Raw genomic sequence first — 24,808 nt, 5'->3', positions numbered from 1 at the left:
CATGTAAATAATCAGTGCTGCTTAGTCTGTGCTTTATAAGCAAGCCCTTTATTTACCTAAATTTAATGGAATATTTAAAAGGTAAAAATGATGAATAATGCTAATTTAACAACTCATACAGCACAAAAAAACACATTGAAACATACGCTTAGTTTTTCAGCGTTAACACTTGCAGTATTAATCGGCATTACAGGCTGCAGCTCAGACGATGGTAAAAACGGCGTAGATGGTATTGCAGGCACCGACGGACAAAATGGTACCGATGGATCAAATGGCAACCCAGGCTTTGCATCAGCCACATTTATTTTGGCAAACAATGGAGAAACCAACACGGGTACCATTGATTTAATTGACCAAAGCGCTTCTAAATTAAAAACTTTTAACACAACAGCTAACGAAGGCGTCGCTTTTGATAGCTTGGGTAATTTATTACAAGCAAGCGACAGCGAAAGTGGCAGTATTAAAACTATCTGTCAGCTTGCTAACCGTGCTGATGGCAGCAGCTATGATACAAATACTGATCGCGAAATAACAGGTGCTAACACTACGCTCGTAAACCCTAAAGGAATTGCAGTAGCACAACAAAGTGGCCTTATTTTTATTGCTGACTTTGGCGCGATGCAGGTAACGACTTTTGGCGCTACAGCCGCAGGTAACGCAATGCCATTAGGCACAACCATAACAGAAGCTGCACCGTGGGATGTTGATTATGATGAAACAAATGACCGTCTGTATGTAGCACTTACAAATGGTGATGTAGCCGTTTACGATAATTTTGTTGGTGGTGAATTTGCCGCTATGCCAAGTCGTACAATTACCCCTAGCAATAATGATGGTACGCAAATATCTGTAAATATTCATGGCATTGTTTATGATTCAAATACTAATAAACTTGTTTTATCTGATGTAGGCAGTGCATCAGATGCAACCGATGGTTCGTTATTTGTAATCAATAATGCATCAACCGCAGATGGCTTAGTGAGCGTTGCACGCAGTATTGCCGGCCCAGCAACAATGCTTGGTAACCCGGTTGATATTAGCCTTGAAGGGAGTGATTTGCGTGTAGCCGAAAAATCAAATGATGCTGTTCTTGTATTTAGCAATATTTTTTCAGGTGAAAGCGGCGATATTACTCCTGACTTAATCACTTCAACTATTAAACCTGAGTCAATTACTAAAGTGGGTATGCAAAATGTAATGGCTGACATTTCAGATAGCGATACCGCTAATATGACGCTACTTGGGGTTGCCGTTAGCAGTAACCCGGGTACTACAGGTGAAACAACGGGGCAAATTAGTCGATTAAGCTCTCAACTTAACACTGAAATTGGCAACTATAATGCGGGTCAAACTATCGAGAGTGTAACTTTTGATAAAGCGGGTAATAGCTATACAACGTTCGATAACAGTACAACTTCTATTGGCGGTATTGTCATTTCAAATAAAGTGGCAATAAACAGAGATGGGCAAGCGTATAATACAAACCAAGACAGTGTTATTACAGGGGCAAATACAGGCCTTATATCTCCTAAAGGTCTTGATGTAGCTTCTGATAGCGGTATGATTTTAGTTGCAGAAAATAATGCAGATACACCAAGTATCTCAATATTTTCAACGTGTACCACAGGAGATGCAAGCCCATTAATGACGCTTACTTTTGCTAACGGTGCGCGTCCTTGGGATGTTGATTACGATGTAAACACTGACCGTGCTTTTGTCGCACTCACAAATGGAACCGTTGCTGTATTCGACGAAGTCAAAAGCAAGCTTATGGCTGGAAATGTAAATATTGCTGTTGAAGACAGACTTATAACACCTGCTAATGCTGGAACCGCGGTAGAAGCGCCAAGCAATATACATGGCATCGATTACGACTCGCTTAGTGGCTCGTTAATTCTTTCTGATGTGGGTAGCGCCGCGGTTGCTGACGATGGAAAAATATATGTATTAAATAACGTGGCAATGGCATCGGGGTTGGTAAACATCAGCACCACGATTAGCGGCCCAAATACCCTACTGGGTAACCCTGTTGATATTATGTATACCGGGACAGATTTATACGTAGCTGAAAAATCAAATAATGTAGTTATGCGTTTTAACAATATTTTAAGTATTGCCGGCGGTGATATTAGCGCCGATGCAAGCACAGCATTTACGGCACCTGAGTCAGTTGCAATATTACCAGCTTGGCTTAATCAATAGCGTTAACCTCACCATACCTGACCAATCACTTTGGTCAGGTATTATCGCATCCACACTTTTATATCGGCCAAACCATTTTTCTGTAGCATACCCAGTTGCTGCTCTACATTAGAGTTTTGTTCAAACTCAAATGCATCTAGCTGCTCGTCGAAAGTAATATGCGCTACACCGTCACCACCGCGTTTTTTAACTTGATGAAGCGAAATGTCAGCTAAATTAATAGAGGTTTCCCAACTAATTACTTGCCCACCAAGTAACGGTAATGGGTAGAAAGACCAACCAATTGAGGCTGTTATATTTGTCATATTTCCGTTAGGTAATTGGAAAGAGTACTCTGCAATCGCTTTACAAAGCTCTGAAGAGTAACTGTCTATTTTATTGCACTTAAAGTCACGTAAAAGTAATAAAAACTCATCACCACTCCAGCGCGCTACGTAGTCAGAGCCCTGCGTACGCGAGTTTAATAGCGCAGCCATTTGCTGCAAACAGCTGTCACCTGCAATTGGACCAAAGGCATCATTTATACGGCTAAAGTTATCTAAATTAATAATAACCAGTACAAGTGATTTCCCTTGAGCCTGTAATGACTGTGAATTACGTTGAAAATGCTCAATATCTTTTGGTAATTGATCAAACAAGAAACGACGGCTACGCAAACCTGTAAGCTCATCAGAGTGGCTTACAAGTTTAAGTTGTGAGTTAACTTGCCCAAGCTTATCATTCGCTTGTCGAAGCTCTAACGTACGCTCTGTAATTAAACCTTCAAGCACTTCTTGTTTTCTGCGCTCTTGCGCTTTAAGCACCCAAAATACTAAGTAAAGAAGTAAAATAAAGCCACTGGTGATCAGTAATCTAAAGTAAATTGTTTCATCAAACCGCTCTGGTACAATAAACCCATATTCTACGTATTGCGCCTTTGACCAATCTTCACCTTGGCGTTTTGCCTCTAACTGAAATAAAAATGCCCCAGCTGGTAAGTTGGTATAAATAGCCTCGCGGCGCGTGTTTGCATAACGCCAATCATTGTCCAAACCACTTAACTGATACCTAAACTCAATACTGTTTGGCGCATAATAGTCTATCGCCGTATAGGTTAGTGTTATGTCTCGCTCGTCAGTTTCTAAAGTCGGCTTTTTACCTAGCGCAGCCGTTGTTAAATTACGCTCAGGAGTTGTAATTGTTTCAATAGTTGGTTTTAACGACAGCACCCCAAATAGCTCTACATTTTTAGGTATCTCAACAACACCTTGTAGGCTCGGATACCACATTGAGCTGCCCATATTGACAACTGCATCATGGCCTAAACCACTACAACACTGGTTAGCTTTGCCATCAAGCTGGCGATCGAATGACGAAATCACCTCTTCTACTTTTAAACTTTCTATGTTTGTTTTGAACTGCTCCGCTGGCATTCTGTAAACACCTTTCATGGTGCTCACCCACACGTTATTTAATTTTTCGTCGTACTCTAAGCTAAATATAGAGCCATACGGTAACCCATTTGCGGCATCAAGCTGTCGCCATTGGCCCTGCGTGCTTCGGTAAAATAACCCATCATTAAGCGAGCCTATTAAAATACCCACGCCATCAATGTGCAAAACACTTGTAATATAAGCACTTTCAAGTGAAGTTTGATCCCCGACCTTTTCGATACCGCGATCAGTAAAGTAATACGCACCTTTACTGGTACCTATGACACCAAAGTTTCCTTTGTCTAATACATAAGTTATAAATTTACTGCCTAAAAAGGCGTTATAAGCAAAGGGAGTTAAACCTGCAAAGTTGAGCCTGTAGAGCCCACGGCCGGTGCCAATCCAAAACCCACCTTTACTAGAGCGACTTATAGCAAAAACGGGATTGTCACGCAGTGCACGCCCAGGCACACTAAAGAGTTTATCGTCTTCGTATACGAACAACCCTCGCCCTGTGGCGATGTATACGCGCTCTCCATCAAACTGTAAATCGTGTACTGAGGCACGCCCATACTGACTACTTGGAATTAAATTAATATAACTTTTATTCAAGTCAAAATAACCAACACCACTTTTATTAGCGACCCATAATTTACCATCTGGAGCTTGGCTCAGCGCCATAACCGCTTCAGTCATTTGTGAAACAGCAGCGTGCCTTTCTACTCGCCCTTCGTGAGCAAGCCACAACCCTTCACTGAAGCTTGCTAACCAAATATTATTTTTATCATCTCTAAAAATATCAGCAAACCAAATACTTTGATCTAGCTGGCTCGGTTCAACCCATTGCCATTGGCTGGATTTATCTCTGAATAACAAACGCCCATAGGTCGAAATCCATAAACCACCATCGCTGTCACTCATAAATTTATACACAGCAGAGTTATTCGCGTTGGGTAATGGAAAGGGCCTTAACTCGTCGTCTAAATCTAAAAAGTAAGCGCCTAGCTCCGAAGCTAAATATAAATTCCCATTTAAAAATGCAAGATCATGAACGATAGTTTGAGCTAAACGCTCGGGTAACGATATTTTAGCAGTAAGCTCTAAACGCAGTTTGGCAAAATCGGAGGAGTTTTTAGTTAAGCGTAACAAGTGACGATCGTTTACAAGCCAAATACCTTCTGGCGAAAGCGCCATTTGACTCACTGAACCCACTATTTGAGTTATAACGGTTGCATTAGCCGTTGGTAAAATAGCTTTAGATTGACCGCGTAAGTTAACTTGACCACGACCAACGTAATATAACCCGTTTGCGGCTATCCAAGTGCCCCCTTTGGAGTCTTCTAGAATATCCCTTACAGGGCCTTTAATGTTAAATGCCTGCGCTGCAAAGGTCGCTGGATTAATAACCACTAAACCACTTCTCGTTCCGACCCAAAGTAATCCATTCGAATCGATTAAAAGCTTATTAATGCCATTGCTTGGTAAAAAAGCGCTATTTTGGGTATTGTAGTTTGTAAACGTAGTGCCATCAAAGCGGCTCAAACCAAACTGTGTGCCTAGCCAAATGTAGCCTTGCTGATCTTGCACTACGCTTTTTAATGATTGTGACGGTAACCCGTCTTTAATATTCCATTGTTTAACAACATAGTCAGTAATTGAAGCCCCACTTGGCATTGCGCACAACATCAGTACACACACCAGTAAAAATCGCATCATACGCTGCCACCTAGTTAAACTAATCAAATATAAACACTAAAAGGGTAGTAAACCTGCTTTTATTAATGCTTGCAAACAAATCAATGAAAAAATACCCGCTAACACGTCATCCGCCATAATCCCAAAGCCACCATGTACGCGTTTGTCTAACATACGAATCGGGCCTGGTTTTGCAATATCAAAAAAGCGAAAAAGTAAAAAGCCAACTAATAAAGTTTGCCAATTTAATGCTGCACCTATCATGGTGATGTAGTAGCCAGCGACTTCATCCCACACAATAGCAGGATGGTCATGCACACCCAGATCATCAGCTGTTTTACCGCATGCCCAAATACCAAATACACTGATCACAACTGCAAATACTATTTGTAACCAGATTGGATAATGCATTGTTATAAATATAAATGGCAATGCTGCAAATGTGCCAAATGTACCCGGCGCTTTTGGTGCAAGACCAGTACCAAACCCTAAACCAAAAAACTGGTGTGGGCGTTTTAAGTTAAATAATCGGTTCTTATTCAAACCTGCTCCTTTGTAAAATGCTCAAAGCCCTGTTGCTCAAAGTTAAACATTTCACCATTTTGTAAAAGCTCAATCTTACCGTTACCACTTTTTATCTGCCCAATACAGGTAATATCCACACCATATTGGCTTAGCTTTAAATCAAGCATACCTTTATTGTTATCGGGAACAGTAAAAATTAATTCATAGTCATCGCCGTAGCTAAGAATAAACGGTAATTGCTTATTAAAATCTAAGCTTGCTCTCATTGCCTCTGATGTAGGAATACTCTCAACATTAATCTCTGCATTTACTTGGGACATTTCAAGAATATGTGTTAAATCGGCAAGTAATCCATCTGATACGTCAATAGCGGACGTTGCAAGCCCACGGATGACCTGACCCGCAGCAACGCGCGGTGTTGGGTAGTCAAATCGATTGTTTAAGTATTCTAAATGCGTAGGATCTATATTAATACCTTGCTTCCGTGCTTCAATAGCAAGACCCGCGTCCCCTAAAGGACCCGTAACATAAATCCAATCACCTACTTTTGCACCACTTCTACGAAGTGCCTTACCTTCCGGCACGGTACCTTTAGCGCAAATAGTAATGGTAAGTGGCCCTTGAGTGGTATCGCCACCAATAATTTGTACATTGAAGTATTCTGCAATTTCATGCATGCCTTCAGTAAATTCTGCAATCCACTGAGAATCTATTGTCGGTAACGTTAGTGCAACAGATACCCACGTAGGTTCAGCACCCATTGCAGCTAAATCACTTAAATTAACAGCAAGCGCTCTATGCCCCAATGCGCGAGGAGAAATATCTTCAAAAAAGTGCACGCCTTCAACCAAAGTATCGGTTGTGACTGCAAGTTGGCAGTTTTGTGGAACAGTGACAAGCGCGCAATCATCCCCTATACCTAGGTTAACATCACGACGAGAAATACCGCGACCTTTAAAGTAGCGGTTAATTAATTCAAATTCCTTCATACACAAAAAAGCCGACCTATGCCGGCTCTCCTTTTAACGGTTATATAAAGTAAATCTCTGAAAGCAAAGTCAGAGAAAAATACTATTACTTGCGTAAATGCTTTACAGCTTTATCAAGTACACCGTTTACAAATTTATGACTATCTTCTGCGCCAAATATTTTGGCAAGCTCAATACCTTCGTTGATAGCAACTTTGTAAGGTACATCTTCACGGAACTTAAGTTCGTAGCTGCTTAAACGTAAAATTGCTCGCTCAACCATATCTAAGTCATCAAATGGACGCGTTAAATGAGGTGATACTGATTCATCAAGTAGCTTATAATTTACAGCTACACCTGAGGCTAAATCTTTAAAGTATTCAACATCAATTTTAGTAACGTCGTTTTCGATCAACATTTGTTGCTCGATGTCGGCAATTGCATTACCGCTTAATTGCCAAGAATAAACGGCTTGAAGTGCTAAGATACGTGCTTTACGTCTTGCTGCTGGTTTCACAAAAATTCCTTAAACTTAAATTTTATCTAACACATTAACCATTTCAAGCGCACCCAAAGCAGCTTCGCCGCCTTTGTTACCCATTTTGGTACCTGCGCGCTCAATAGCTTGTTCAATGCTTTCAGTGGTTAATACGCCAAATGCAACCGGTATATCATACTCAAGTGATACTTGCGCAAGACCTTTGTTTGACTCGCCAGCAACTAGGTCAAAGTGTGGTGTTCCACCTCTGATCACTACGCCTAAAGCGATGATTGCATCATACTCTTTTTTTGCTGCAACGCGTTTTGCCGCTAAAGGTAATTCAACTGCACCCGGTACATAAATCACAGTAATGTCGTCATCAGATACACCACCGGTACGTTTTAGCTCATCAACAGCACCTTCAAGTAGGCTGCTACCAATAAAGTCATTAAAACGAGAAATGACAATGGCAAATTTTTTGCCCGGTGCGTACTTATTACCTTCAATAATTTTCATTTGATAACCCTAAAAATAAGTTCAAGCGGTTGCGATTGCGCAAAAATTGCTGCGCATCATACCATAATAATAATAAAATAGCCTAGTTTAAGCGTTTGCCTATTGTGGCTCAATGTAATCAATAACTTCTAAATGAAAGCCCGAAAGTGCATGGTATTTTTTAGGGCGGCTCATTAATCGCATTTGCTCAATTCCTAAATCTGCAAGAATTTGTGAGCCTACACCAACAGTACGAGAAGTACCTTGAAATTTACGCGGTGTAACATTTTCACCAGCGTCTGCAGCAGCAAATGCTTTAACTGTTGCTTCAAGCTCTTCAGTACTTTCTTGTTTACCTAAAATGACTAGCACACCGTCATTTTTAGCTATGTATGCCATTGCATCCGATAAGCCCCAGCTTCTGTCTGCGCTTCTATCCGAAAGTAAAATATCGTTAAATGTACTTTGTAAATGCACACGCACCAAGGTTGGTTCTTGCGCTTTAATTTCACCCTTGAGCAGTACGTAGTGTAACTGACCGTCAATAGTGTCTTTGTAAGTGACTAAGTCAAATTCACCATGCTCTGTTGGCAGTTTACACTTAGCCACTTTTTCGATTGTGGTTTCGTTTAAATTGCGGTATTCAATTAAATCAGCAATTGTGCCAATTTTAATGTCGTGCTCTTTAGCAAAAACTTCTAAATCAGGGCGGCGTGCCATGGTGCCATCAGCGTTTAAAATTTCAACAATAACAGAAGACGCTTCAAGCCCTGCTAAACGCGCTAAATCACAACCGGCTTCTGTATGACCTGCACGTGTTAATACACCACCTGGCTGTGCCATAATCGGAAAAATATGACCCGGCTGTACAATATCGCTAGGAACAGCACCTTTAGCGATAGCTGCTTGTACCGTGCGTGCTCTATCTGCTGCTGATATACCTGTGGTTACGCCTTTTGATGCTTCTATCGACATAGTAAAGTTAGTTGAAAACGCAGCGCCATTATTTTTAACCATTAAAGGCAAGTCTAGTTGCTCACAACGCTCTTGTGTCATCGTTAAACAAATTAAACCACGGCCATGAGTAGCCATAAAGTTAATTGCTTCTGCGCTAATATGTTCAGCAGCTATTATTAAATCGCCTTCATTTTCTCTGTCTTCATCGTCCATTAAAATAACCATTTTACCGGCTTTAATGTCATCTATAATTTCTTGTGCGCTGTGTAAATTCATAAATTCGCTCGTGTAAGTTGTCAGTTTCGTTATTTAATAAAGCCCGCTTTTGCGAGTAAGCTCATTGATATATCTGCGCCGGTTGGCTGCTCTGCGCCTTTGATAAGACGCTCTAAATAACGTGCAATTTGATCGACTTCTAAATTAACTTGAGTGCCTACTTTAAAGTCGGCAATTGTTGTTTGACCGCTGGTGTGCGGCACAATTGTTAATTTAAATTTATTACCTTCAACAGCGTTAACTGTCAGGCTTATACCATCAATACATACCGACCCTTTGTACGGTATGTATTTCATTAAACTTTCATCGGTTGTCAGCCAATATTCAGTAGCTCTTGCATTAGCTGTAATCGCCGTTATTGTTGCAATACCATCAACATGGCCAGACACTAAATGCCCACCTAAACGCGAAACCGGTTGCATCGCTTTTTCAAGGTTAACTGTTTGCCCTATTGAATAATGTGCAAAACCAGTTAAATGAATTGTTTCGTTAGATAAATCAGCGCTAAAACCATCAACATGTTTATCAACTACCGTTAAACACACGCCATTTGTTGCAATACTGTCACCCAGCTTTACGTCACTCATATCAAGGTCGGCGCTTTGAATACGAATGGCTAAATCGCCTTGTTTTTTTTGTAATAAAGCAATTTTGCCTGTGGCTTCTATTATCCCAGTAAACATAGCGCTACTCTTCTTTGTTAAATGATTTTAATGCGTGCTTTTTTAACGCGTTGATACGTAAATCGTCACCAATGCGAACACACTCATTAAAAGATAAATCGATAGTATCTTGCATACTCGTCAATTCAGGGAAGTTTACTAAACTTTTAGCATCATAACCCATCAGTTTTGGTGCGATATAAAAAACATACTCGTCAATTAAATCAAGCTCGGTCATTTTCCCCGCAAGGGTTGCCCCAGCTTCCAGCCATATATTATTAAACTGATGCTTTGCTAGTGTTTGTAATACATCGGTTAAATCAACCTTACCCTGTTGCTCGCGCACCGCTATGTGCTTAACAAAATGCGGCCACTGCATTGAATTATCAACCTTGGTAGTAAATATAATTACCGGGTGCGCTATTTTAAATAGCGCGAGGTCAGGTGTTAATCTGTTTTGCGAGTCTATTATAACACGCACCGGCTGACGTAGCGGTAAGTTGGTTGGTAATGAATACGGTAACTCACTTGCTCGAACATTAAGTTTTGCATTATCAACAAGAACCGTATCGGCCCCCGTTAAAATGGCACAGCTTTGAGCGCGGTATAGCTGCACATCTTTTCGTGCAGCAGGACCTGTGATCCACTTACTTTTTCCGTTTTTTAGCGCTGTTTTACCGTCTATACTGGCTGCTAATTTACAAGTTACGTAAGGAAGCCCTTGCTCCATACGCTTAAAAAAACCAAAGTTTAATGCGCGAGCCTCTTGTTCAAGCAACCCATGAGCAACTTCTATTCCGGCGTCACTCAGTATTTTAAGGCCTTTACCTGCCACTTGCGGGTTGGTATCAACCATGGCTGCAATCACCTTTTTAATACCAGCGGCCTTAAGTCCTTCAGCACAGGGGGGCGTGCGCCCGTAATGGCTACAAGGTTCAAGTGTTACATAGGCAGTTGCACCCTTTGCTTTTTCGCCGGCTACAGCAAGTGCATTTACCTCTGCATGTCCTTGCCCTGCTAACTGATGAAACCCTTCACCAATTATCTGATTATCTTTTACAAGTACACAGCCAACATTCGGATTAGGTGTTGTGGTAAACCGACCTTTTTTAGCAAGCTCAATAGCACGCGCCATATATAGTTTATCGTGCTCGGTAAATGCTGATTGGCTGCTCATGCTTATTCCCCTAAACGGGCAATTTCTTCGCCAAACTCTCGTATATCCTCAAACGAGCGATATACTGACGCAAACCTTACATAAGCGACTTTATCTAACTTTTTAAGCGCTTCCATAATGCATTCACCCACCAAATGGCTTGAAATTTCTCGCTCACCCGTTGCACGTAATTGCGACTTTATTATATTGACTACTTCATCAACCTGTTCTGTACTGACGGGACGCTTCTCAAGTGCACGATTTAAACCATTTAGTAACTTATCTTCGTTAAACGGTTCGCGACTGCCGTCTTGTTTTACAACACGCGGCATAACCAGCTCTGCCCCTTCAAACGTGGTGAAACGTTCATGGCAATCGTTACACTCACGACGGCGGCGAACTTGATGGCCACCGCCAACAAGGCGGGAATCTATAACTTTGGTGTCTTTTGCTGTACAAAATGGGCAATGCATAACTAAAGGTATCCGTTTTAAAAACAAAAAAGCCGCTAAAAAGCGGCTTTTATAATAGCATGATTGCTTATGTGATCTAAATTACCGTTTTACTTTATTAAGCGTAAACAGGTAGTTTTGCACAAATTGCTTTCACTTTTTCTTTTACTTGCGCTTGAACAGACTCATCAGCAATGTTGTCTAGTACATCACAGATCCAGCCAGCAAGCTCTTTAGATTCAGCCTCTTTGAAACCACGGCGCGTGATTGCAGGAGAACCAATACGTAAGCCAGACGTTACAAATGGAGAACGCGGATCATTTGGAACTGAGTTTTTGTTAACCGTAATGTTCGCATTGCCTAATGCTGCATCAGCATCTTTACCTGTAATGTCTTTATCGATTAAATCAAGTAAGAACAAGTGATTGTCTGTTTTACCAGAAACAACTTTGTAGCCACGCTCTTGTAATACGCTAACCATTGCTTGCGCATTTTTAACAACTTGTGTTTGGTATTCTTTAAACTCTGGTTGTAAAGCTTCTTTGAATGCCACTGCTTTTGCAGCAATAACGTGACATAAAGGACCACCTTGGCCACCAGGGAATACAGCACTGTTAAGCTTTTTGTAAATTGCTTCGTCACCACATGCAGAAATAATTAAACCGCCACGAGGGCCCGCTAATGTTTTATGCGTTGTTGTAGTAACAACATGTGCAAATGGTACTGGGCTTGGGTAAACACCCGCAGCAATTAAACCTGCAACATGCGCCATATCAACAAACAAGTAAGCATCTACTTTGTCTGCAATTTCGCGAAACTTAGCCCAATCAACAATACCTGAATAAGCAGAAAAACCTGCGATAATCATTTTTGGCTTGTGCTCTAGTGCTAACGCTTCAACTTGTGCGTAATCAATTTCGCCAGTCTCTTCGTTTAGGCCATACTGAATTGCGTTATATGTTTTACCTGAAAAGTTTACGTGTGAGCCATGAGTTAAATGGCCACCGTGTGCTAGGCTCATGCCAAGTACTGTATCAAGCGGGCTTAATAAGGCTTGGAAAACAGCGGCATTGGCTTGCGAACCCGCATGTGGTTGCACGTTTGCGTAATCTGTACCAAATAATTCATTTGCGCGGTCAATCGCTAACTGCTCAACCACATCAACGTGCTCACAGCCACCGTAGTAACGTTTGCCCGGGTAGCCTTCAGCATATTTGTTAGTAAGTTGAGAACCCTGCGCTTCTAGTACGCGTGGGCTACAGTAGTTTTCAGATGCAATTAACTCAATGTGCTCTTCTTGACGTGATGTTTCTTTACTCATCGCGTCAAATAACTCTGGATCAAAGTCCGAAATATTCATGCTACGTTCTAACATTGGGGGCTCCTGGGCAACGTGTATGGTATTTTTTAGAGGCTATATTGTACGCTTAAAACCGCACTTTGCCTACGTTCTTAAGTTGAGGATATTTAATCAGGGATTGAAACTATTTCACACCCTTTTTAAGATGATATTTTTAAATAACTTACATAATTATTTTAAATGTTTTTTATTTATTACATTTAATTAGTTAATTAAAAAAGCTATTTCACGGTTTAAAATGTGCAAAAAAGCGGCCATAGCCGCTTTCGTGTTTACTTAATATTTAAGCTAACTTAGCCAGTATTTCTTTACGCAAAGCGTCGTAATCGGCGTTTATGTCGCTTGCAAGACATGGTTTAGCCAAAGCGTCGCTCAATGGCTTTGGCATATCAAGTTCAATATTTAGTATACCTTCTACACTTTCTTTAAACTTAGCTGGATGTGCAGTTGCTAAAAAGATGCCCGCAGCACCCGGAGCTCGGTTATTGACTAAACCTTGGTAGGCAATTGCTGTATGTGGCTCTGCAACATACCCTGTTTGATGAATATTTTTCATCACCGTTTGAGTGTTTTCTTCGTCAACACTAATTGAGTAAAAGTTATCGTAACTAAACCAGTTGTTGTCCAACATAGTTTGCACACGTGGCCAGTTATTCGGCTTACTCACGTCCATCGCATTTGAAAGCGATTCAAGCGTTGCATTAGGCAACCAATTTTTATCAAGTATAAAACGAGGAACGGTGTCGTTTTGGTTGGTTGTTGCACTTAACTTTCCAACTGGCAACCCTATTACAGCGCCAATCATTGCAGCGCATACATTACCAAAGTTACCACTTGGTACAGAAATATGCGCTGTTGCACGCTTTTCTTTTGGCAGTTGTGCAATCGCTTCAAAGTAATAACACACCTGAGCGACTAAGCGGCTTATGTTTATTGAATTTGCTGAATTTAAACCAAGTGTAGATTTAACTTCTTCATCTAAAAACGACTTCTTAACAAGTTCTTGGCAATCGTCAAAACTGCCATCAACCGCGTAGCAGTGAATATTGCCACCTAATGTAGTAAATAGCTTTTGCTGAGCAAGTGAAATTTTTCCTTTGGGATAAAGAATAACCACATCAATGTTTGGTTTATTGTAAAATGCATGTGCAACCGCTGCACCAGTATCACCTGATGTTGCTGTTAAAATAGTCACCTTTTCACCTTGGTTAAACTGCGCTAAGCATTCAGCCATAAAGCGCCCACCAAAATCTTTAAAGGCAAGCGTAGGACCATGAAATAGCTCCAAACAATAGGTATTTTCTTCTACCTCGACTAACTTAACTGGAAAATTAAACGCATTTTTAACCATGTCGGCAACAGTGCTACTTGGCAACTCATCACCAATTAAATGTGATAAAATTTTGCTACTGCGCGTAACAAAATCCATATCAAGTAATGCGTCAACATCAGCCATGGGCGCTAACGATTCAGGAAAAAACACACCTTGGTTACGCCCAAGCCCTGTTTTTACTGCTTCAACAAACGACACTTTTTGTGAGTTATCTTTTAAATTATGTAATTGCATGACTTCTAATCCTATAAAACATTTAATTGACGCGTGCCGTCGTTATCTAATTTACAAATATGGCAAAAACCTTGCTCATTTATATAATTATCTTTTAACCATTTAGCGCATTGCTCGGCCGATTCAAGTGTTTTACATACAGTAAATAAGGTAGGTCCTGCGCCTGAAATACTAACCACCTCAGCTCCAAGTGCCGGTAAACTTGCTTTCGCCTCGCTAAAACCAGTGATAAGCGGTGCACGGTAAGGTTCTGCTATTTCGTCTTTCATTATGCTTAATGCATCGTCAAAGCGTGCTGTTAATAACAAGCTACTAAAAGAGGATAAACGCTGCGCAAACTCAACGCTTGCATGCATGCTAAGATCTTTTGGCAAAACAGAACGCGCTTTTGCCGTATTAAGCGAAAAGCCTGGAAACGCCGCAACGTAATACCAGTTTTCATCAACCGGTAGTTCTATAGATTTATTAGGAATTAAATCGCCAGTTAGCTGCAAACCGCCCAAATAACAGGGCGTAATGTTATCGTAATGGCGTCCGCCACTTACAACTGCTTCAAAATCTGCCATCAACTCAATTAGCTGTACTTGACTTAGCTGTGTTTTTGCAAACTTATCAAGCGCTGCAAATGTAGCAACCACCGAACAAGCGCTCGATCCTAACCCAGAACCAATTGGCAGGTTTTTTTGAAGCTCTAGCTTTACCGTTGGCATATCTGGGGCGACATGAGCTCTAAAGTGCACTAAACACTGATATGCTAAGTTTTCTTTCGCATCGCTTGGTAATTTATGAGCATATTCGCCTGAACAAACAAACTCATCACTAGGGGCTGCGCTAACAAGTGCTACATCTCCCAATAAACTACCATCAATTGGCGCAAGAGCAGCACCTAGCGCATCAAATCCAACTGCAAAATTACCAATAGATGCAGGCGCATATACTTCAATCATTTTCGACTCCTAGCGCGATAATGTTTTTAAAACGTCTGCAAATACACCTGCAGCAGTTACTTCAGAGCCAGCGCCGTAACCACGAATTACAAAAGGACGTGGTTGGTAGTATTGACTTAAAATTGCAAGCGCATTTTCACCATCGCGAATAACATTAAGCGCATGTGATGAATCAACAGCCTCAATACCTACTTTACAGTGGCCTTCTTTAATTGTGCCAACGTAACGAAGAACTTTCCCTTCACTTGCCGCTTGCTCAATACGTGCGTTAAAGTCAGCGTCTAAGCTAGGTAATTTTGCCATAAACTCATCAATACTGTCTCCTTCGGCAAACCCTTGTGGTAATACCGACTCTACTTCAATGTCGGTTAGCTCTAATTTCATACCTGCTTCACGCGCAATAATTAACAACTTACGCGCAACATCAGTTCCCGATAAATCATCACGAGGATCTGGCTCTGTAAAACCACTTTCTTTTGCTTTAATGGTTGCCTCTGACAGTGATAAACCATCTTGCAAAGCGCCAAACATGTATGACAATGAGCCCGATAAAATACCGCTAAATTCAAGTAATTCATCTCCTGCACCAAATAAAGACTGCAAATTATCGATAACAGGAAGGCCTGCACCTACGTTTGTTTCGTATAAAAACTTGCGGTTATTTTTTTGTGTAGCAGCAATCAAATCTTGGTAATACGTATATGAGCTGGTTGTTGCCTTTTTATTGGCTGCAACAACATGAAAACCCGCATTTAAAAAGTCAACATATTGCGCTGCAAGTGCATCAGACGATGTACAATCCACCAGCACAGGATTAACTAAGTGATTTTGTTTAACAAATTGCTCAACGAGTTTTAGGTCAAATGACTGCTCTGATACTGCTAATTTTTGCTGCCAATCACTAAAGGCAATACCCTCGCTATCAAGATGTAACTGACGAGAGTTAGCAACGCCGTACAAATTAAGTTTAATGTTACGCTTTTCAAGCCATGCTTGTTGGCGCTCTAATTGAGATATCAGTTCTTGCCCTACTAAGCCACACCCTAGTAAAAACACATCAATTGAAGGCACATGCGTGAAAAAGTTCTCATGGCATATTTTCACTGCGTCGTTGCATAACTCACCGTCAATTACAGCTGAAATAGCACTTTCAGTAGAATCTTGTGCAATTGCCACAATGTTTACTTGTGCTTGAGAAAGGGATGCAAAAAACTTAGCGGCTAAACCACGATGTGCCCGCATATTATCACCAACAAGCGTTACTATGGCTAAATTACGCTGTACTTGAACAGGCTCAATTAAACCTGCTTGAGATTCAAGCTCAAACGCTGTTTGTAAAGCAGTTAAAGCAAGGGCTAAGTCGCTCTCATGTACACAAAAGCTAATGCTAAATTCACAAGACGATTGCGTGATCAACACAATAGATACGTTATCGTGGGCAAGCGCATTAAAAACTTTAGAGGCCATGCCTACTTTGCCTTTCATTCCTGGACCCGAGACAGTCAGCATAGCTAAATCTTGCAGGCTTGAAATTGCTTTTACGGGCTCGTCTGATGAATAATCATTTCCGATTAGCGACCCTTGGGCATCAGGGTTATGCGTATTTTTTATTTCACACGGCACGCCCGCTTTGGCACAAGGCAAAATAGTTTTTGGGTGAAGTACTTTAGCGCCAAAGTAAGAAAGCTCCATTGCCTCTTTGTATGACAAAAAGTCAACTTTAGTGGCTTTTTTGATATAACGAGGATCTGCGCTGTAAACACCATCAACATCAGTCCAAATTTGGCAAACATCTGCCTCTAAACACGCCGCTGCAATAGCCGCTGAGTAATCAGATCCATTGCGCCCCAGTGTTGTAAGCTCGCCTTTATCATTGCTTGCTGTAAAACCGGGCATAATATAAATCGTGGCTGGCTTTTCTTTTAATGCCGCTTGAAAATGCGCTTTACTTGCAACTAAATCAACTTCAGCATCAATAAAACCACCTGTTGATGCAACGCAACTTGTCGCCTCTAAATAAACCGCCTTATGTGAGTTTAATAAGCGCTGCATAAGCGACACACTCACTCGTTCGCCAAAGCTTATAACAAACGCACGCACTTGATCGGGGCAGCACTTAATTAAAGATACACCATCAAGCTTATTTTTTAGTTCTTCAAAATTTGGCCAGTGGTCAATTGGGCCATACCCTTTTTCTACGGCTGCTTTTAGCTCGTTACAACGACTCGTTAAAGCCTCCCATAAAGAGCTAAAGTCTTGGCCTTGTTCTGCCGAACTCGCTAGAGCAACTAGTGAGTCGGTCATTCCACCGGGCGCCGATAATACCAAAAGCATTTCATCTTTTAATTGTGCTTTAACTAATTGAGCTACCTGCTCAAGGCAGGCAAAGTCGGCAAGTGATGATCCACCAAATTTTAAAACGCGCATTGTTTATGTTCCTCATCCCATAAAACGAAAAAAGGCCTGTGCTCTAAGTGAACACAGGCCTTTAAATTTGTTGCACCGACCTATGCCACTATCCAGAAAGAATGGTGGTTGTAATAATAATGGTCAGTACGCGATTAAATGTTTTCATGGGGTAAGACTGCCTTAACAAAGGCTATGCTGTCAAGTGCAAATTAAAAGATAAAACAGCCTTTTTCGATATAAAAAAACCTAATGAATGCCAAATTTATGCAAAATATTGTCCATTCTTGTTTTATCTATTGGTTTATTAATAAAATCGATAGCACCTAACTGAGCTACACGTAATTTCATTTTCTCTTGTATATCAGCAGAAATCACAAGTACAAAACACTCAATCTTGTTTGTTTTTATGTATTCAAGAACGCCAACGCCGTCAATCTCAGGCATAGTTAAATCCAAGCATAGCAAATCAAAGCGGTTAGTTTTCAGTAATTCAATAGCTTGTGCGCCATTTGTAGCTTGCTGAATATCTGCATCTATACACTGTTGCAAACATCTGATTACTTGTTTTCGTGCAACTGTTGAGTCATCACACACTAAAATAGAAAAATTCATATTATAAAACTACTAAATAAGCATAATTAATGTCGTTAAGGGCGGCTGTCGTTGGTAAGCTCATACCCCAGTGCAATAGTACCTATATTTACAACATAATACCTGGGCTTTTTGTCCACATTTTGTAACAATCTATTATTGAATAAACTTAACAAGCCAAAAGGGATAGTTTATTATTACTTAAAAGTATAAAAAACAAACAAAAACTAGTTAATCAATAATATACAAACACTCTTAAGCAGTTAGTATGTGGCAAACAAAAGCAAAAATCAGCCCTTATTTATCATAAAATAAATCATTTATTATTTGTTTTTAAGCATTTATTGACTAAATTTTAAATAGTAGTGTAAATACTTAATTATATCTCAAGGAATTGTTGACCTCTCATGCTACAGAAAAGCCTTTCTAAAAGATTACTGACCAGTGTGTTATCGGTCTATTTTTTGCTTACCTTTGTAGTGACATGCGGGCAGGTGCTTGCTGAGTATTTAAACACTAAAGATTACATAAAAGATGAATTAGCAACCTTACAAAAAACCTTCAGCCGTAGCTTAACACGAGCTATTTGGGAGCTTAATACAAAACAAACAATCACCACCGCAGAAGGGCTACTCGCCATCCCCATGATAGAAGGGATCATAGTGCGTGATGACAGTGGTGAAGTTATTTCGCAGCTTGGTCGCTCTTTAGATATTCATAAACTCTATAGCCAGCAACTTGTCCAAGAAGAAGCCATGCTAGAAGACTCTAAATCGGGCTTGTTTGGGTATACATTTCCACTCATATTCGAATTTTCAGGACGAGCCACACAAGTCGGTGATGTTACGTTATTTTCAAGTCGAGAAGTTGTATTAAGCATAATAATGGTATCAATCTACTTTTTGATTGGTAATGCCATGATTAAGACTACATTCTTAATTATTTTATTTTTAATGGCCTTTAGAAAGCTACTTACCGACCCGCTTTATCAGCTCACCGAACAAATTGAAAACCTGCAACTCGATGAGCTAGAAGGGCAACACATCGAAATTGAGACCGAAGAACACAATGAGCTTAAGGTAATGGAACACTCTTTTAATAACTTAATCGATAAGGTGGTTCAGTACAGAAAAGAGCTTGAACGAACTCAAAATAAATTAATTGTTAGCAACGAGAAGTTAGACCAACATAACATACAATTAGAGCAGGATGTTGCGCGTAAAACGTCTAACTTAAGTCAAGCAATGATGGAATTACAACAGCAAAAATATGAATTAGAAAAACAAAAAATAGTATTAACAGATGAGGTAGACCTTCGCCGCAGTACCGAAAAAGAACTGATCACCAAACAAGCGGAATCTCAACGCTATATTGATGAATTAAAACTGGCTCAAGAGCGACTCGTTGGTACAGAAAAAATGGCGGCATTAGGTGGCCTAGTTGCGGGGATCACTCACGACATAAACACGCCTATTGGCATCGGCGTTACTGCAGTATCATTTTTAGAAGAGCGTTTAAATAAGTTAGAAAGTGCCTATGCTGAAAAAACACTTTCCCCTAAGGCGTTGGAAGAGTTTATTAACGAAGCAAAACAAAGCACAAGCTTGCTTACAACAAATTTAGATAGAGCCTCTGACCTTATTGCAAGTTTTAAGCAAATTGCTGTAGACCAAGCCAGTGAAGCTGTGCGTACCATAAACTTTAAAGATTATGTAAATGAAGTAATTCGATCGCTTCACCCTAAATTGAAAAAAACATCGCACACTATTAATCTACAATGCCCTGATGACCTAGTATTAAATTTGCCAGCCGGCGCCATAAGCCAAATATTTACTAATCTCATCGTTAATTCGCTTATTCATGGTTTTGAAGGTAAAGACAATGGTGTTATGGACATTAACATCACAAGTGACGAAACCAACCTAACCATTAACTACAAAGACAACGGCAACGGAGTCACCGCTGAGCAGCTTGAAAAATTATTCAATCCGTTTTTCACCACAAAACGAGATGAAGGTGGTAGTGGTTTGGGCACTCACATAATGTTTAATTTAGTTAAACAGACATTAAGCGGCTCAATTGAAGCGACAAGCGAACCTGGCCAAGGATTGCACTATTTTATACAATTTCCTAAAAACATGGCTAAGCCTCTGTCTATATTCAATCAAAGCTAATTCAAATAGTCGTTAATCAGTCATTTCGAGGAGCGACTTTTATTGCTATGATTGAGCAAATTTTTCAGATGGATTATCTCCCCTATGTGGTTTAGTAACCTTATTTGTTACCGCTTTAAACAAGATGTTTCGTACACACAAGAAGACTTTGATAAAGCATTAGAACAAGATCTATTTCGTCCTTGCACAGGTCAAGAGCTCTCTACGTTTGGCTGGACGAAAGCATTTGGAAAGCATAGCGAAGCACTTTCTCACTTCTCTCAAAAAAGTATTTTAGTGTGTGCTAAACGCGAAGAAAAAGTATTACCGGCATCAGTCATCAACGAATTAGTTGCCGAAAAAGTTGACCAAATCGAAGCTGAAGAAAACCGCCCTGTTAAAAAGAAAGAAAAAGACGAACTTAAAGAAAATATTCTTCACACCCTACTTCCGCAAGCATTTAAAAAGTCGAGCTTACAATTTGCATTTATTGACCAAGAAAACGGTTGGGTTGTGGTTAATAGTGCAAGCTTTAATAAAGCTGAAGAGCTGTTAGCACTGTTACGTAAATCGTTAGGTACGCTTCCAGTTGTGCCTGCATTTGCAAATTATGACCTTGATGTATTTTTAACTGATTGGCTAACTAACTTCAGCACACCTGAAGGCTTTGCAATTGGTTCTGACGCTGAGCTTGAAGAAGCTGATGACAGTGGCGCGCAAGTTAAATTAAAAGGCCATGACTTGTCATGTGATGAAGTTAAATCACATCTTGAAAGTGGTAAACGCGTTACCAAGCTTGCCCTCGATTGGCAAGAACGTGTTAAATTCATGCTTCAAAATGATGGCTCAATTAAACGTCTAAGTTATTCAGATACACTGAAAGAAGAAAACGCTGACATACCTAAAGAAGATATGGCAGTAAAACTTGATGCTGACTTCATTTTAGCATCAGAAGAAATTAAACAATTGTTAGAAGAGCTAACCCAAGGTTTAGGCGATGCAGATGATTTAGCCAATCCATAACCGAAAGTTTAATGGCAATAAAAAAGCACGATTAAATCGTGCTTTTTTATTGCGCTAAATTTAAGGCTTAATTAGCTAAACATGTCTTTTACATCTGCAAGCATTTCATTGTATTCATCGCTTGAGAACAACTGCATAGATGAAATAACACCTTTATCTATATACGTTTGTAAAGCAGCTGATTTATCAGATACCTGCAAAGTGCCCTCTAAAATAGCCCCAATTCGAATAAAATCTACATAACTTATTTGCTCTGGTTTATAGCTTGGATCTGCCCAACTTAGTGCTACATCGGAGAACTCTGCAGGAAATTCCCACGCATCCATGATTGATGAGCCAATTTTACCACTTAGTTTTTGAATGGCATGTGCTAAAAAGCTAGGATTTGCAAACACTTCAGGGTGACGCTCAGCCTCAGTTAAGATAGGCAGCACACCAATATTATAAACTAAGGCAGCTAAGGTAATTGAGTCGCGATTTAACGAGGTACGTTTATTATTTTGTAAGTAAAACTCCATTAGCGTAATGGAATGACTCGCCACCGTTAATGTTTTTTGCCACGCCTTACCCATATAGCCTTTAATAAGGTCGTTGTTAGAAACAAATAGTTGTTCCATTGCCATCGCTGTCGCTATATTTTTAATTTGGCGCAATCCAATACGGGTGACTGCTTGATGTAAGGTAGATACCTTAACCGCACGTCCCATGATTGCACTATTAGCCACTTTGATCATACGAGCAGATAACGAAGGGTCTTGTGAAATAACTTCCGACATTTGCATCAAATTAACTTCAGGATCGTCTGCAGCTTGGCGAACTTTAATCGCAACCTCAGGGAGTGTAGGTAATACAAGCGTATCGTTATTTATTCTATCAACTAATATTGTTAATAATGCATTCTCTGTAGACATAAAGCAGTCATCCTTTTTAGTTGTAATATTACTACACGCTACAACAGTTAATTTTTATAATAATGAACTTACAATCAGTATTGCCTAACTTACCGTTAAAGTTAAGAAAATTTTATAACTTTATTTCTGTCTCTCATTTTCAACGACACTATTGCCCATACACCGCCTAATACTTGCTATTTACTGTTTAGGTTTGCTTTAATGCTGGCACAATATAGTAGCGTGCCGTCAACGAGCCTCCCAACAAGCATCTACTTATCATTAAATTAACTTTTAAATAGGCAAAATAATGATCTTAAATAAAATTAGCCAAGCCATTTTACTCTCTGGTGTTGTTTTTCTGAGTGCGTGTTCAGATAAACCTTCGTCACCTGCCGAGACCACATCGCAAACACCCGTAAAAGTAATGGGGCCTGAGCTTATTAATGTTGATGAACAACGCTTAAATATATACACCGACTTTAGCTTACAAAGCGATTTATCACACTTGAGTGACAATCAAAAAGCAATGATTGTCATCCTTATAGATGCGTCAAAAATAATGGATGCCTTATTTTGGAAACAAGCATTTGGTGAAGATAAAGAGACATTTTTAGCAAAGCTAACCGATCAACAAATTCGCAAATTTGCTGACATAAACTACGGCCCGTGGGATCGTTTAAATGGCGATGAAACGTTCCTTTCAGGTTATAAAGAAAAGCCATTAGGTGCGCAGTTTTACCCAGCGGATATAACTAAAGAAGAGCTTAACAACGCAGACGTTGAAGACAAAACAGGCTTATACTCAATTATCAAACGCGACGAACAAGGCAAGCTTTACAGTGTGCCTTACTCAAAAGAGTACGCAACAGAACTTGCACAGGCAGCCGACCTTCTTCGCCAAGCTAGCAAACTTGCCGACAATAAAGAATTTGCAAATTACTTAAATCTTCGTGCGGACGCGCTGCAAAAAGATGACTTTCAGGTTTCTGATTTTGCGTGGATGGACATGAAAAACAACCCCATTGATGTTGTTATTGGACCAATTGAAACGTACGAAGATCAACTATTTGGCTACCGTACTGCCTATGAATCTTATGTATTAATCAAAGATTTAAAGTGGAGCGAACGTCTTGCCAAATTTGCAGCCTTTTTGCCTGAACTTCAAAAAGGTTTACCTGTTGATGACAAATATAAACACGAAGTACCTGGTTCAGATGCTGACTTAAACGCCTACGACGTTGTTTATTATGCAGGTCATTCAAATGCAGGCAGCAAAACCATTGCAATCAACTTACCTAACGATGAACAGGTACAGTTAGAAAAAGGCACGCGCCGCCTACAACTTAAAAATGCTATGCGCGCTAAATTTGATAAAATTTTAGTGCCTATTTCAGAGCAGTTAATCGTGCCTGAACAACGAAAGCACATTACCTTTGATGCTTTTTTTGCAAACACCATGTTCCATGAAGTAGCGCATGGTTTAGGTATCAAAAATACCATTACGGGTAAAGGAACGGTTCGCCAATCATTACAAGAGCACGCAAGCGCACTTGAAGAAGGTAAAGCCGACATTTTAGGTTTATACATGGTTGAGCAATTATTAAATAAAGGCGAAATCAGCGAAGGAACCATTGAAGATTACTACATTACTTTTATGGCCGGTATTTTCCGCTCAGTACGCTTTGGCGCGTCAAGTGCACACGGTAAAGCAAATATGATTCGCTTTAACTTTTTTGCACAAGAAGGCGCATTTTCTAAAAATGAAGAAGGCTTTTACCGCGTTAATATGGAAAAAATGAGTATTGCTATGGCGAAGCTTTCTCGTCTAATTTTAACTTTGCAAGGTGACGGCGATTACCAAAAAGTCGACCAGCTGATTGCAACCCATGGTGATATTAAAGAGTCTCTCACCAAAGATTTAGAAAAACTAAGCCAAGCAAACATCCCTGTAGATGTGACCTTTAAACAAGGTAAAGACGTACTTGGTCTTAACTAATTAAAACTAAAAAGGCGTTACAGTTAACCTTGTAACGCCTTTATTTTTATTTGCTTATAACATCACGCACTTTAGATTCAAGGCTTTTCATCCCCCAACGTCTTCCTTTTTCGAGTGCTTCGTCAACGCTTAATCCGTCTTCATGGGCTGATAAAGCGATTAAAGCACCGACCCGATTACTACTTGCACAATGAACCAAAACTGGCTCACCGTTTAGCCTTTTAAGTAAACTGGCTAGGTTGCGGGCATTTTCTACTGTAATATCTTGCGCGCCAGAAATAGGTAATGCGTGATAATCCATGCCAAGCGCCTGAACAAACTCGCCTTCATCCCAATCTTGTTCATTTGCTCCACGTAAATTTATAACGTGCTTCACATCTGCTTTAGACAATTGCTTTAATTGCTCTTTACTAGGCTGCGCAGCCGAATACACAAGGTTGCTATGAGCAGCAAAGTTCTTAATATCTGCCTTTTTTACAACCTCAGTATTATTTAGCGGCTCAGTAGCTGTAACATAACCGCCCGATAGCGCAATAATAAATAAGCTAGTACTCAGGGTTTTAAGTAATTTCATATTAATCCTCACTT

General features: G+C 40.1%; 20 protein-coding genes. 4 read left to right on the top strand and 16 right to left on the bottom strand.

Annotation, left to right across the window (positions count from 1 at the left end; genetic code table 11):
* Positions 1–90: 90 nt before the first annotated feature.
* Positions 91–2,202, top strand: a complete 2,112-nt coding sequence (locus tag PS1M3_RS03190) for a hypothetical protein (protein ID WP_203987265.1) — start codon at positions 91–93, stop codon at positions 2,200–2,202.
* Positions 2,203–2,243: 41 nt separating this feature from the next.
* Here the strand turns inward: PS1M3_RS03190 and PS1M3_RS03185 are convergent, their stop codons facing one another.
* The 14 genes from PS1M3_RS03185 to PS1M3_RS03120 form a co-directional block, all read right to left on the bottom strand.
* Positions 2,244–5,330 (bottom strand): ligand-binding sensor domain-containing diguanylate cyclase, encoded by a 3,087-nt coding sequence (locus tag PS1M3_RS03185; protein ID WP_203986243.1) that lies wholly within the window; start codon positions 5,328–5,330, stop codon positions 2,244–2,246.
* A gap of 36 nt (positions 5,331–5,366) precedes the next feature.
* Positions 5,367–5,852 carry a phosphatidylglycerophosphatase A gene (locus PS1M3_RS03180; protein WP_006794265.1) on the bottom strand — a complete coding sequence of 162 codons (486 nt, stop codon included), beginning with the start codon at positions 5,850–5,852 and terminating at the stop codon, positions 5,367–5,369.
* The gene (gene thiL / locus PS1M3_RS03175) at positions 5,849–6,823 is read right to left on the bottom strand and encodes a thiamine-phosphate kinase (RefSeq protein WP_203986232.1); all 975 of its coding nucleotides are present in this window, start codon (positions 6,821–6,823) and stop codon (positions 5,849–5,851) included. Before thiL ends, PS1M3_RS03180 begins: the two co-directional genes overlap by 4 nt.
* Positions 6,824–6,908: 85 nt before the next feature.
* A complete protein-coding gene (gene nusB, locus PS1M3_RS03170; RefSeq protein WP_006794267.1) occupies positions 6,909–7,319 on the bottom strand; it encodes a transcription antitermination factor NusB in 411 nt (136 codons plus the stop codon).
* Between the two features lie 15 nt (positions 7,320–7,334).
* Positions 7,335–7,799 carry a 6,7-dimethyl-8-ribityllumazine synthase gene (gene ribE / locus PS1M3_RS03165; RefSeq protein ID WP_006794268.1) on the bottom strand — a complete coding sequence of 155 codons (465 nt, stop codon included), beginning with the start codon at positions 7,797–7,799 and terminating at the stop codon, positions 7,335–7,337.
* Between the two features lie 99 nt (positions 7,800–7,898).
* Complete coding sequence (gene ribBA / locus PS1M3_RS03160) at positions 7,899–9,011, bottom strand: bifunctional 3,4-dihydroxy-2-butanone-4-phosphate synthase/GTP cyclohydrolase II (protein ID WP_006794269.1); 1,113 nt, start codon at positions 9,009–9,011, stop codon at positions 7,899–7,901.
* Positions 9,012–9,040: 29 nt separating this feature from the next.
* Positions 9,041–9,694: a riboflavin synthase gene (locus tag PS1M3_RS03155; RefSeq protein WP_006794270.1), complete on the bottom strand. Its 654-nt coding sequence runs from the start codon at positions 9,692–9,694 to the stop codon at positions 9,041–9,043.
* Between the two features lie 4 nt (positions 9,695–9,698).
* On the bottom strand, positions 9,699–10,850 hold the full coding sequence (ribD, locus tag PS1M3_RS03150) for a bifunctional diaminohydroxyphosphoribosylaminopyrimidine deaminase/5-amino-6-(5-phosphoribosylamino)uracil reductase RibD (RefSeq protein ID WP_138740793.1): 1,152 nt from the start codon (positions 10,848–10,850) through the stop codon (positions 9,699–9,701).
* A 2-nt stretch (positions 10,851–10,852) separates the two neighbouring features.
* Positions 10,853–11,302 carry a transcriptional regulator NrdR gene (gene nrdR, locus PS1M3_RS03145; RefSeq protein WP_006794272.1) on the bottom strand — a complete coding sequence of 150 codons (450 nt, stop codon included), beginning with the start codon at positions 11,300–11,302 and terminating at the stop codon, positions 10,853–10,855.
* Positions 11,303–11,399: 97 nt separating this feature from the next.
* Entirely contained in the window at positions 11,400–12,656 is a 1,257-nt protein-coding gene (gene glyA / locus PS1M3_RS03140) for a serine hydroxymethyltransferase (RefSeq protein WP_006794273.1), read from the bottom strand.
* A gap of 268 nt (positions 12,657–12,924) precedes the next feature.
* Complete coding sequence (thrC, locus tag PS1M3_RS03135) at positions 12,925–14,208, bottom strand: threonine synthase (protein WP_203986229.1); 1,284 nt, start codon at positions 14,206–14,208, stop codon at positions 12,925–12,927.
* Positions 14,209–14,219: 11 nt separating this feature from the next.
* Positions 14,220–15,155 (bottom strand): homoserine kinase, encoded by a 936-nt coding sequence (gene thrB / locus PS1M3_RS03130; RefSeq protein ID WP_203986227.1) that lies wholly within the window; start codon positions 15,153–15,155, stop codon positions 14,220–14,222.
* 9 nt (positions 15,156–15,164) lie between these two features.
* Positions 15,165–17,582, bottom strand: coding sequence for a bifunctional aspartate kinase/homoserine dehydrogenase I (gene thrA / locus PS1M3_RS03125; protein ID WP_006794276.1), 2,418 nt, complete (start codon positions 17,580–17,582; stop codon positions 15,165–15,167).
* Positions 17,583–17,810: 228 nt separating this feature from the next.
* On the bottom strand, positions 17,811–18,176 hold the full coding sequence (locus tag PS1M3_RS03120) for a response regulator (protein ID WP_006794277.1): 366 nt from the start codon (positions 18,174–18,176) through the stop codon (positions 17,811–17,813).
* Positions 18,177–18,562: 386 nt separating this feature from the next.
* Between PS1M3_RS03120 and PS1M3_RS03115 the strand changes: the two genes are divergently transcribed.
* Together PS1M3_RS03115 and rdgC are read left to right on the top strand one after the other, a co-directional pair.
* Complete coding sequence (locus tag PS1M3_RS03115) at positions 18,563–20,329, top strand: ATP-binding protein (protein ID WP_203986225.1); 1,767 nt, start codon at positions 18,563–18,565, stop codon at positions 20,327–20,329.
* An 84-nt stretch (positions 20,330–20,413) separates the two neighbouring features.
* Complete coding sequence (gene rdgC / locus PS1M3_RS03110; protein ID WP_006794279.1) at positions 20,414–21,331, top strand: recombination-associated protein RdgC; 918 nt, start codon at positions 20,414–20,416, stop codon at positions 21,329–21,331.
* 71 nt (positions 21,332–21,402) lie between these two features.
* Here rdgC and PS1M3_RS03105 read toward each other — a convergent pair whose 3' ends face one another.
* Positions 21,403–22,242, bottom strand: coding sequence for an HDOD domain-containing protein (locus PS1M3_RS03105; protein ID WP_006794280.1), 840 nt, complete (start codon positions 22,240–22,242; stop codon positions 21,403–21,405).
* A 289-nt stretch (positions 22,243–22,531) separates the two neighbouring features.
* Here PS1M3_RS03105 and PS1M3_RS03100 point away from each other — a divergent pair, with 289 nt between their 5' ends.
* On the top strand, positions 22,532–24,220 hold the full coding sequence (locus PS1M3_RS03100; protein ID WP_203986223.1) for a Zn-dependent hydrolase: 1,689 nt from the start codon (positions 22,532–22,534) through the stop codon (positions 24,218–24,220).
* 46 nt (positions 24,221–24,266) lie between these two features.
* On the opposite strand, the gene PS1M3_RS03095 is transcribed toward PS1M3_RS03100, so the two are convergent.
* Entirely contained in the window at positions 24,267–24,794 is a 528-nt protein-coding gene (locus PS1M3_RS03095) for a protein tyrosine phosphatase family protein (RefSeq protein ID WP_203986221.1), read from the bottom strand.
* Positions 24,795–24,808 lie beyond the last annotated feature (14 nt).

Origin of the sequence: Pseudoalteromonas sp. PS1M3 (genome assembly GCF_016865405.1) — a bacterium.
Taxonomy (GTDB): domain Bacteria; phylum Pseudomonadota; class Gammaproteobacteria; order Enterobacterales; family Alteromonadaceae; genus Pseudoalteromonas; species Pseudoalteromonas marina.
Note: the sequence above shows the minus strand (reverse complement) of the source record. Positions and strands in the feature narration are given on the sequence as shown.

Coding starts and splice junctions, on each gene's coding strand:
- thiL (WP_203986232.1), bottom strand. CDS start 6,823: ATGAAGGAATTTGAATTAATTAACCGCTACTTTAAAGGTCGCGGTATT.
- thrB (WP_203986227.1), bottom strand. CDS start 15,155: ATGATTGAAGTATATGCGCCTGCATCTATTGGTAATTTTGCAGTTGGA.
- PS1M3_RS03190 (WP_203987265.1), top strand. CDS start 91: ATGAATAATGCTAATTTAACAACTCATACAGCACAAAAAAACACATTG.
- ribE (WP_006794268.1), bottom strand. CDS start 7,799: ATGAAAATTATTGAAGGTAATAAGTACGCACCGGGCAAAAAATTTGCC.
- PS1M3_RS03120 (WP_006794277.1), bottom strand. CDS start 18,176: ATGAATTTTTCTATTTTAGTGTGTGATGACTCAACAGTTGCACGAAAA.
- rdgC (WP_006794279.1), top strand. CDS start 20,414: ATGTGGTTTAGTAACCTTATTTGTTACCGCTTTAAACAAGATGTTTCG.
- ribBA (WP_006794269.1), bottom strand. CDS start 9,011: ATGAATTTACACAGCGCACAAGAAATTATAGATGACATTAAAGCCGGT.
- nrdR (WP_006794272.1), bottom strand. CDS start 11,302: ATGCATTGCCCATTTTGTACAGCAAAAGACACCAAAGTTATAGATTCC.
- glyA (WP_006794273.1), bottom strand. CDS start 12,656: ATGTTAGAACGTAGCATGAATATTTCGGACTTTGATCCAGAGTTATTT.
- PS1M3_RS03105 (WP_006794280.1), bottom strand. CDS start 22,242: ATGTCTACAGAGAATGCATTATTAACAATATTAGTTGATAGAATAAAT.
- PS1M3_RS03185 (WP_203986243.1), bottom strand. CDS start 5,330: ATGATGCGATTTTTACTGGTGTGTGTACTGATGTTGTGCGCAATGCCA.
- PS1M3_RS03095 (WP_203986221.1), bottom strand. CDS start 24,794: ATGAAATTACTTAAAACCCTGAGTACTAGCTTATTTATTATTGCGCTA.
- thrA (WP_006794276.1), bottom strand. CDS start 17,582: ATGCGCGTTTTAAAATTTGGTGGATCATCACTTGCCGACTTTGCCTGC.
- PS1M3_RS03155 (WP_006794270.1), bottom strand. CDS start 9,694: ATGTTTACTGGGATAATAGAAGCCACAGGCAAAATTGCTTTATTACAA.
- ribD (WP_138740793.1), bottom strand. CDS start 10,850: ATGAGCAGCCAATCAGCATTTACCGAGCACGATAAACTATATATGGCG.
- PS1M3_RS03100 (WP_203986223.1), top strand. CDS start 22,532: ATGATCTTAAATAAAATTAGCCAAGCCATTTTACTCTCTGGTGTTGTT.
- thrC (WP_203986229.1), bottom strand. CDS start 14,208: ATGCAATTACATAATTTAAAAGATAACTCACAAAAAGTGTCGTTTGTT.
- PS1M3_RS03115 (WP_203986225.1), top strand. CDS start 18,563: ATGCTACAGAAAAGCCTTTCTAAAAGATTACTGACCAGTGTGTTATCG.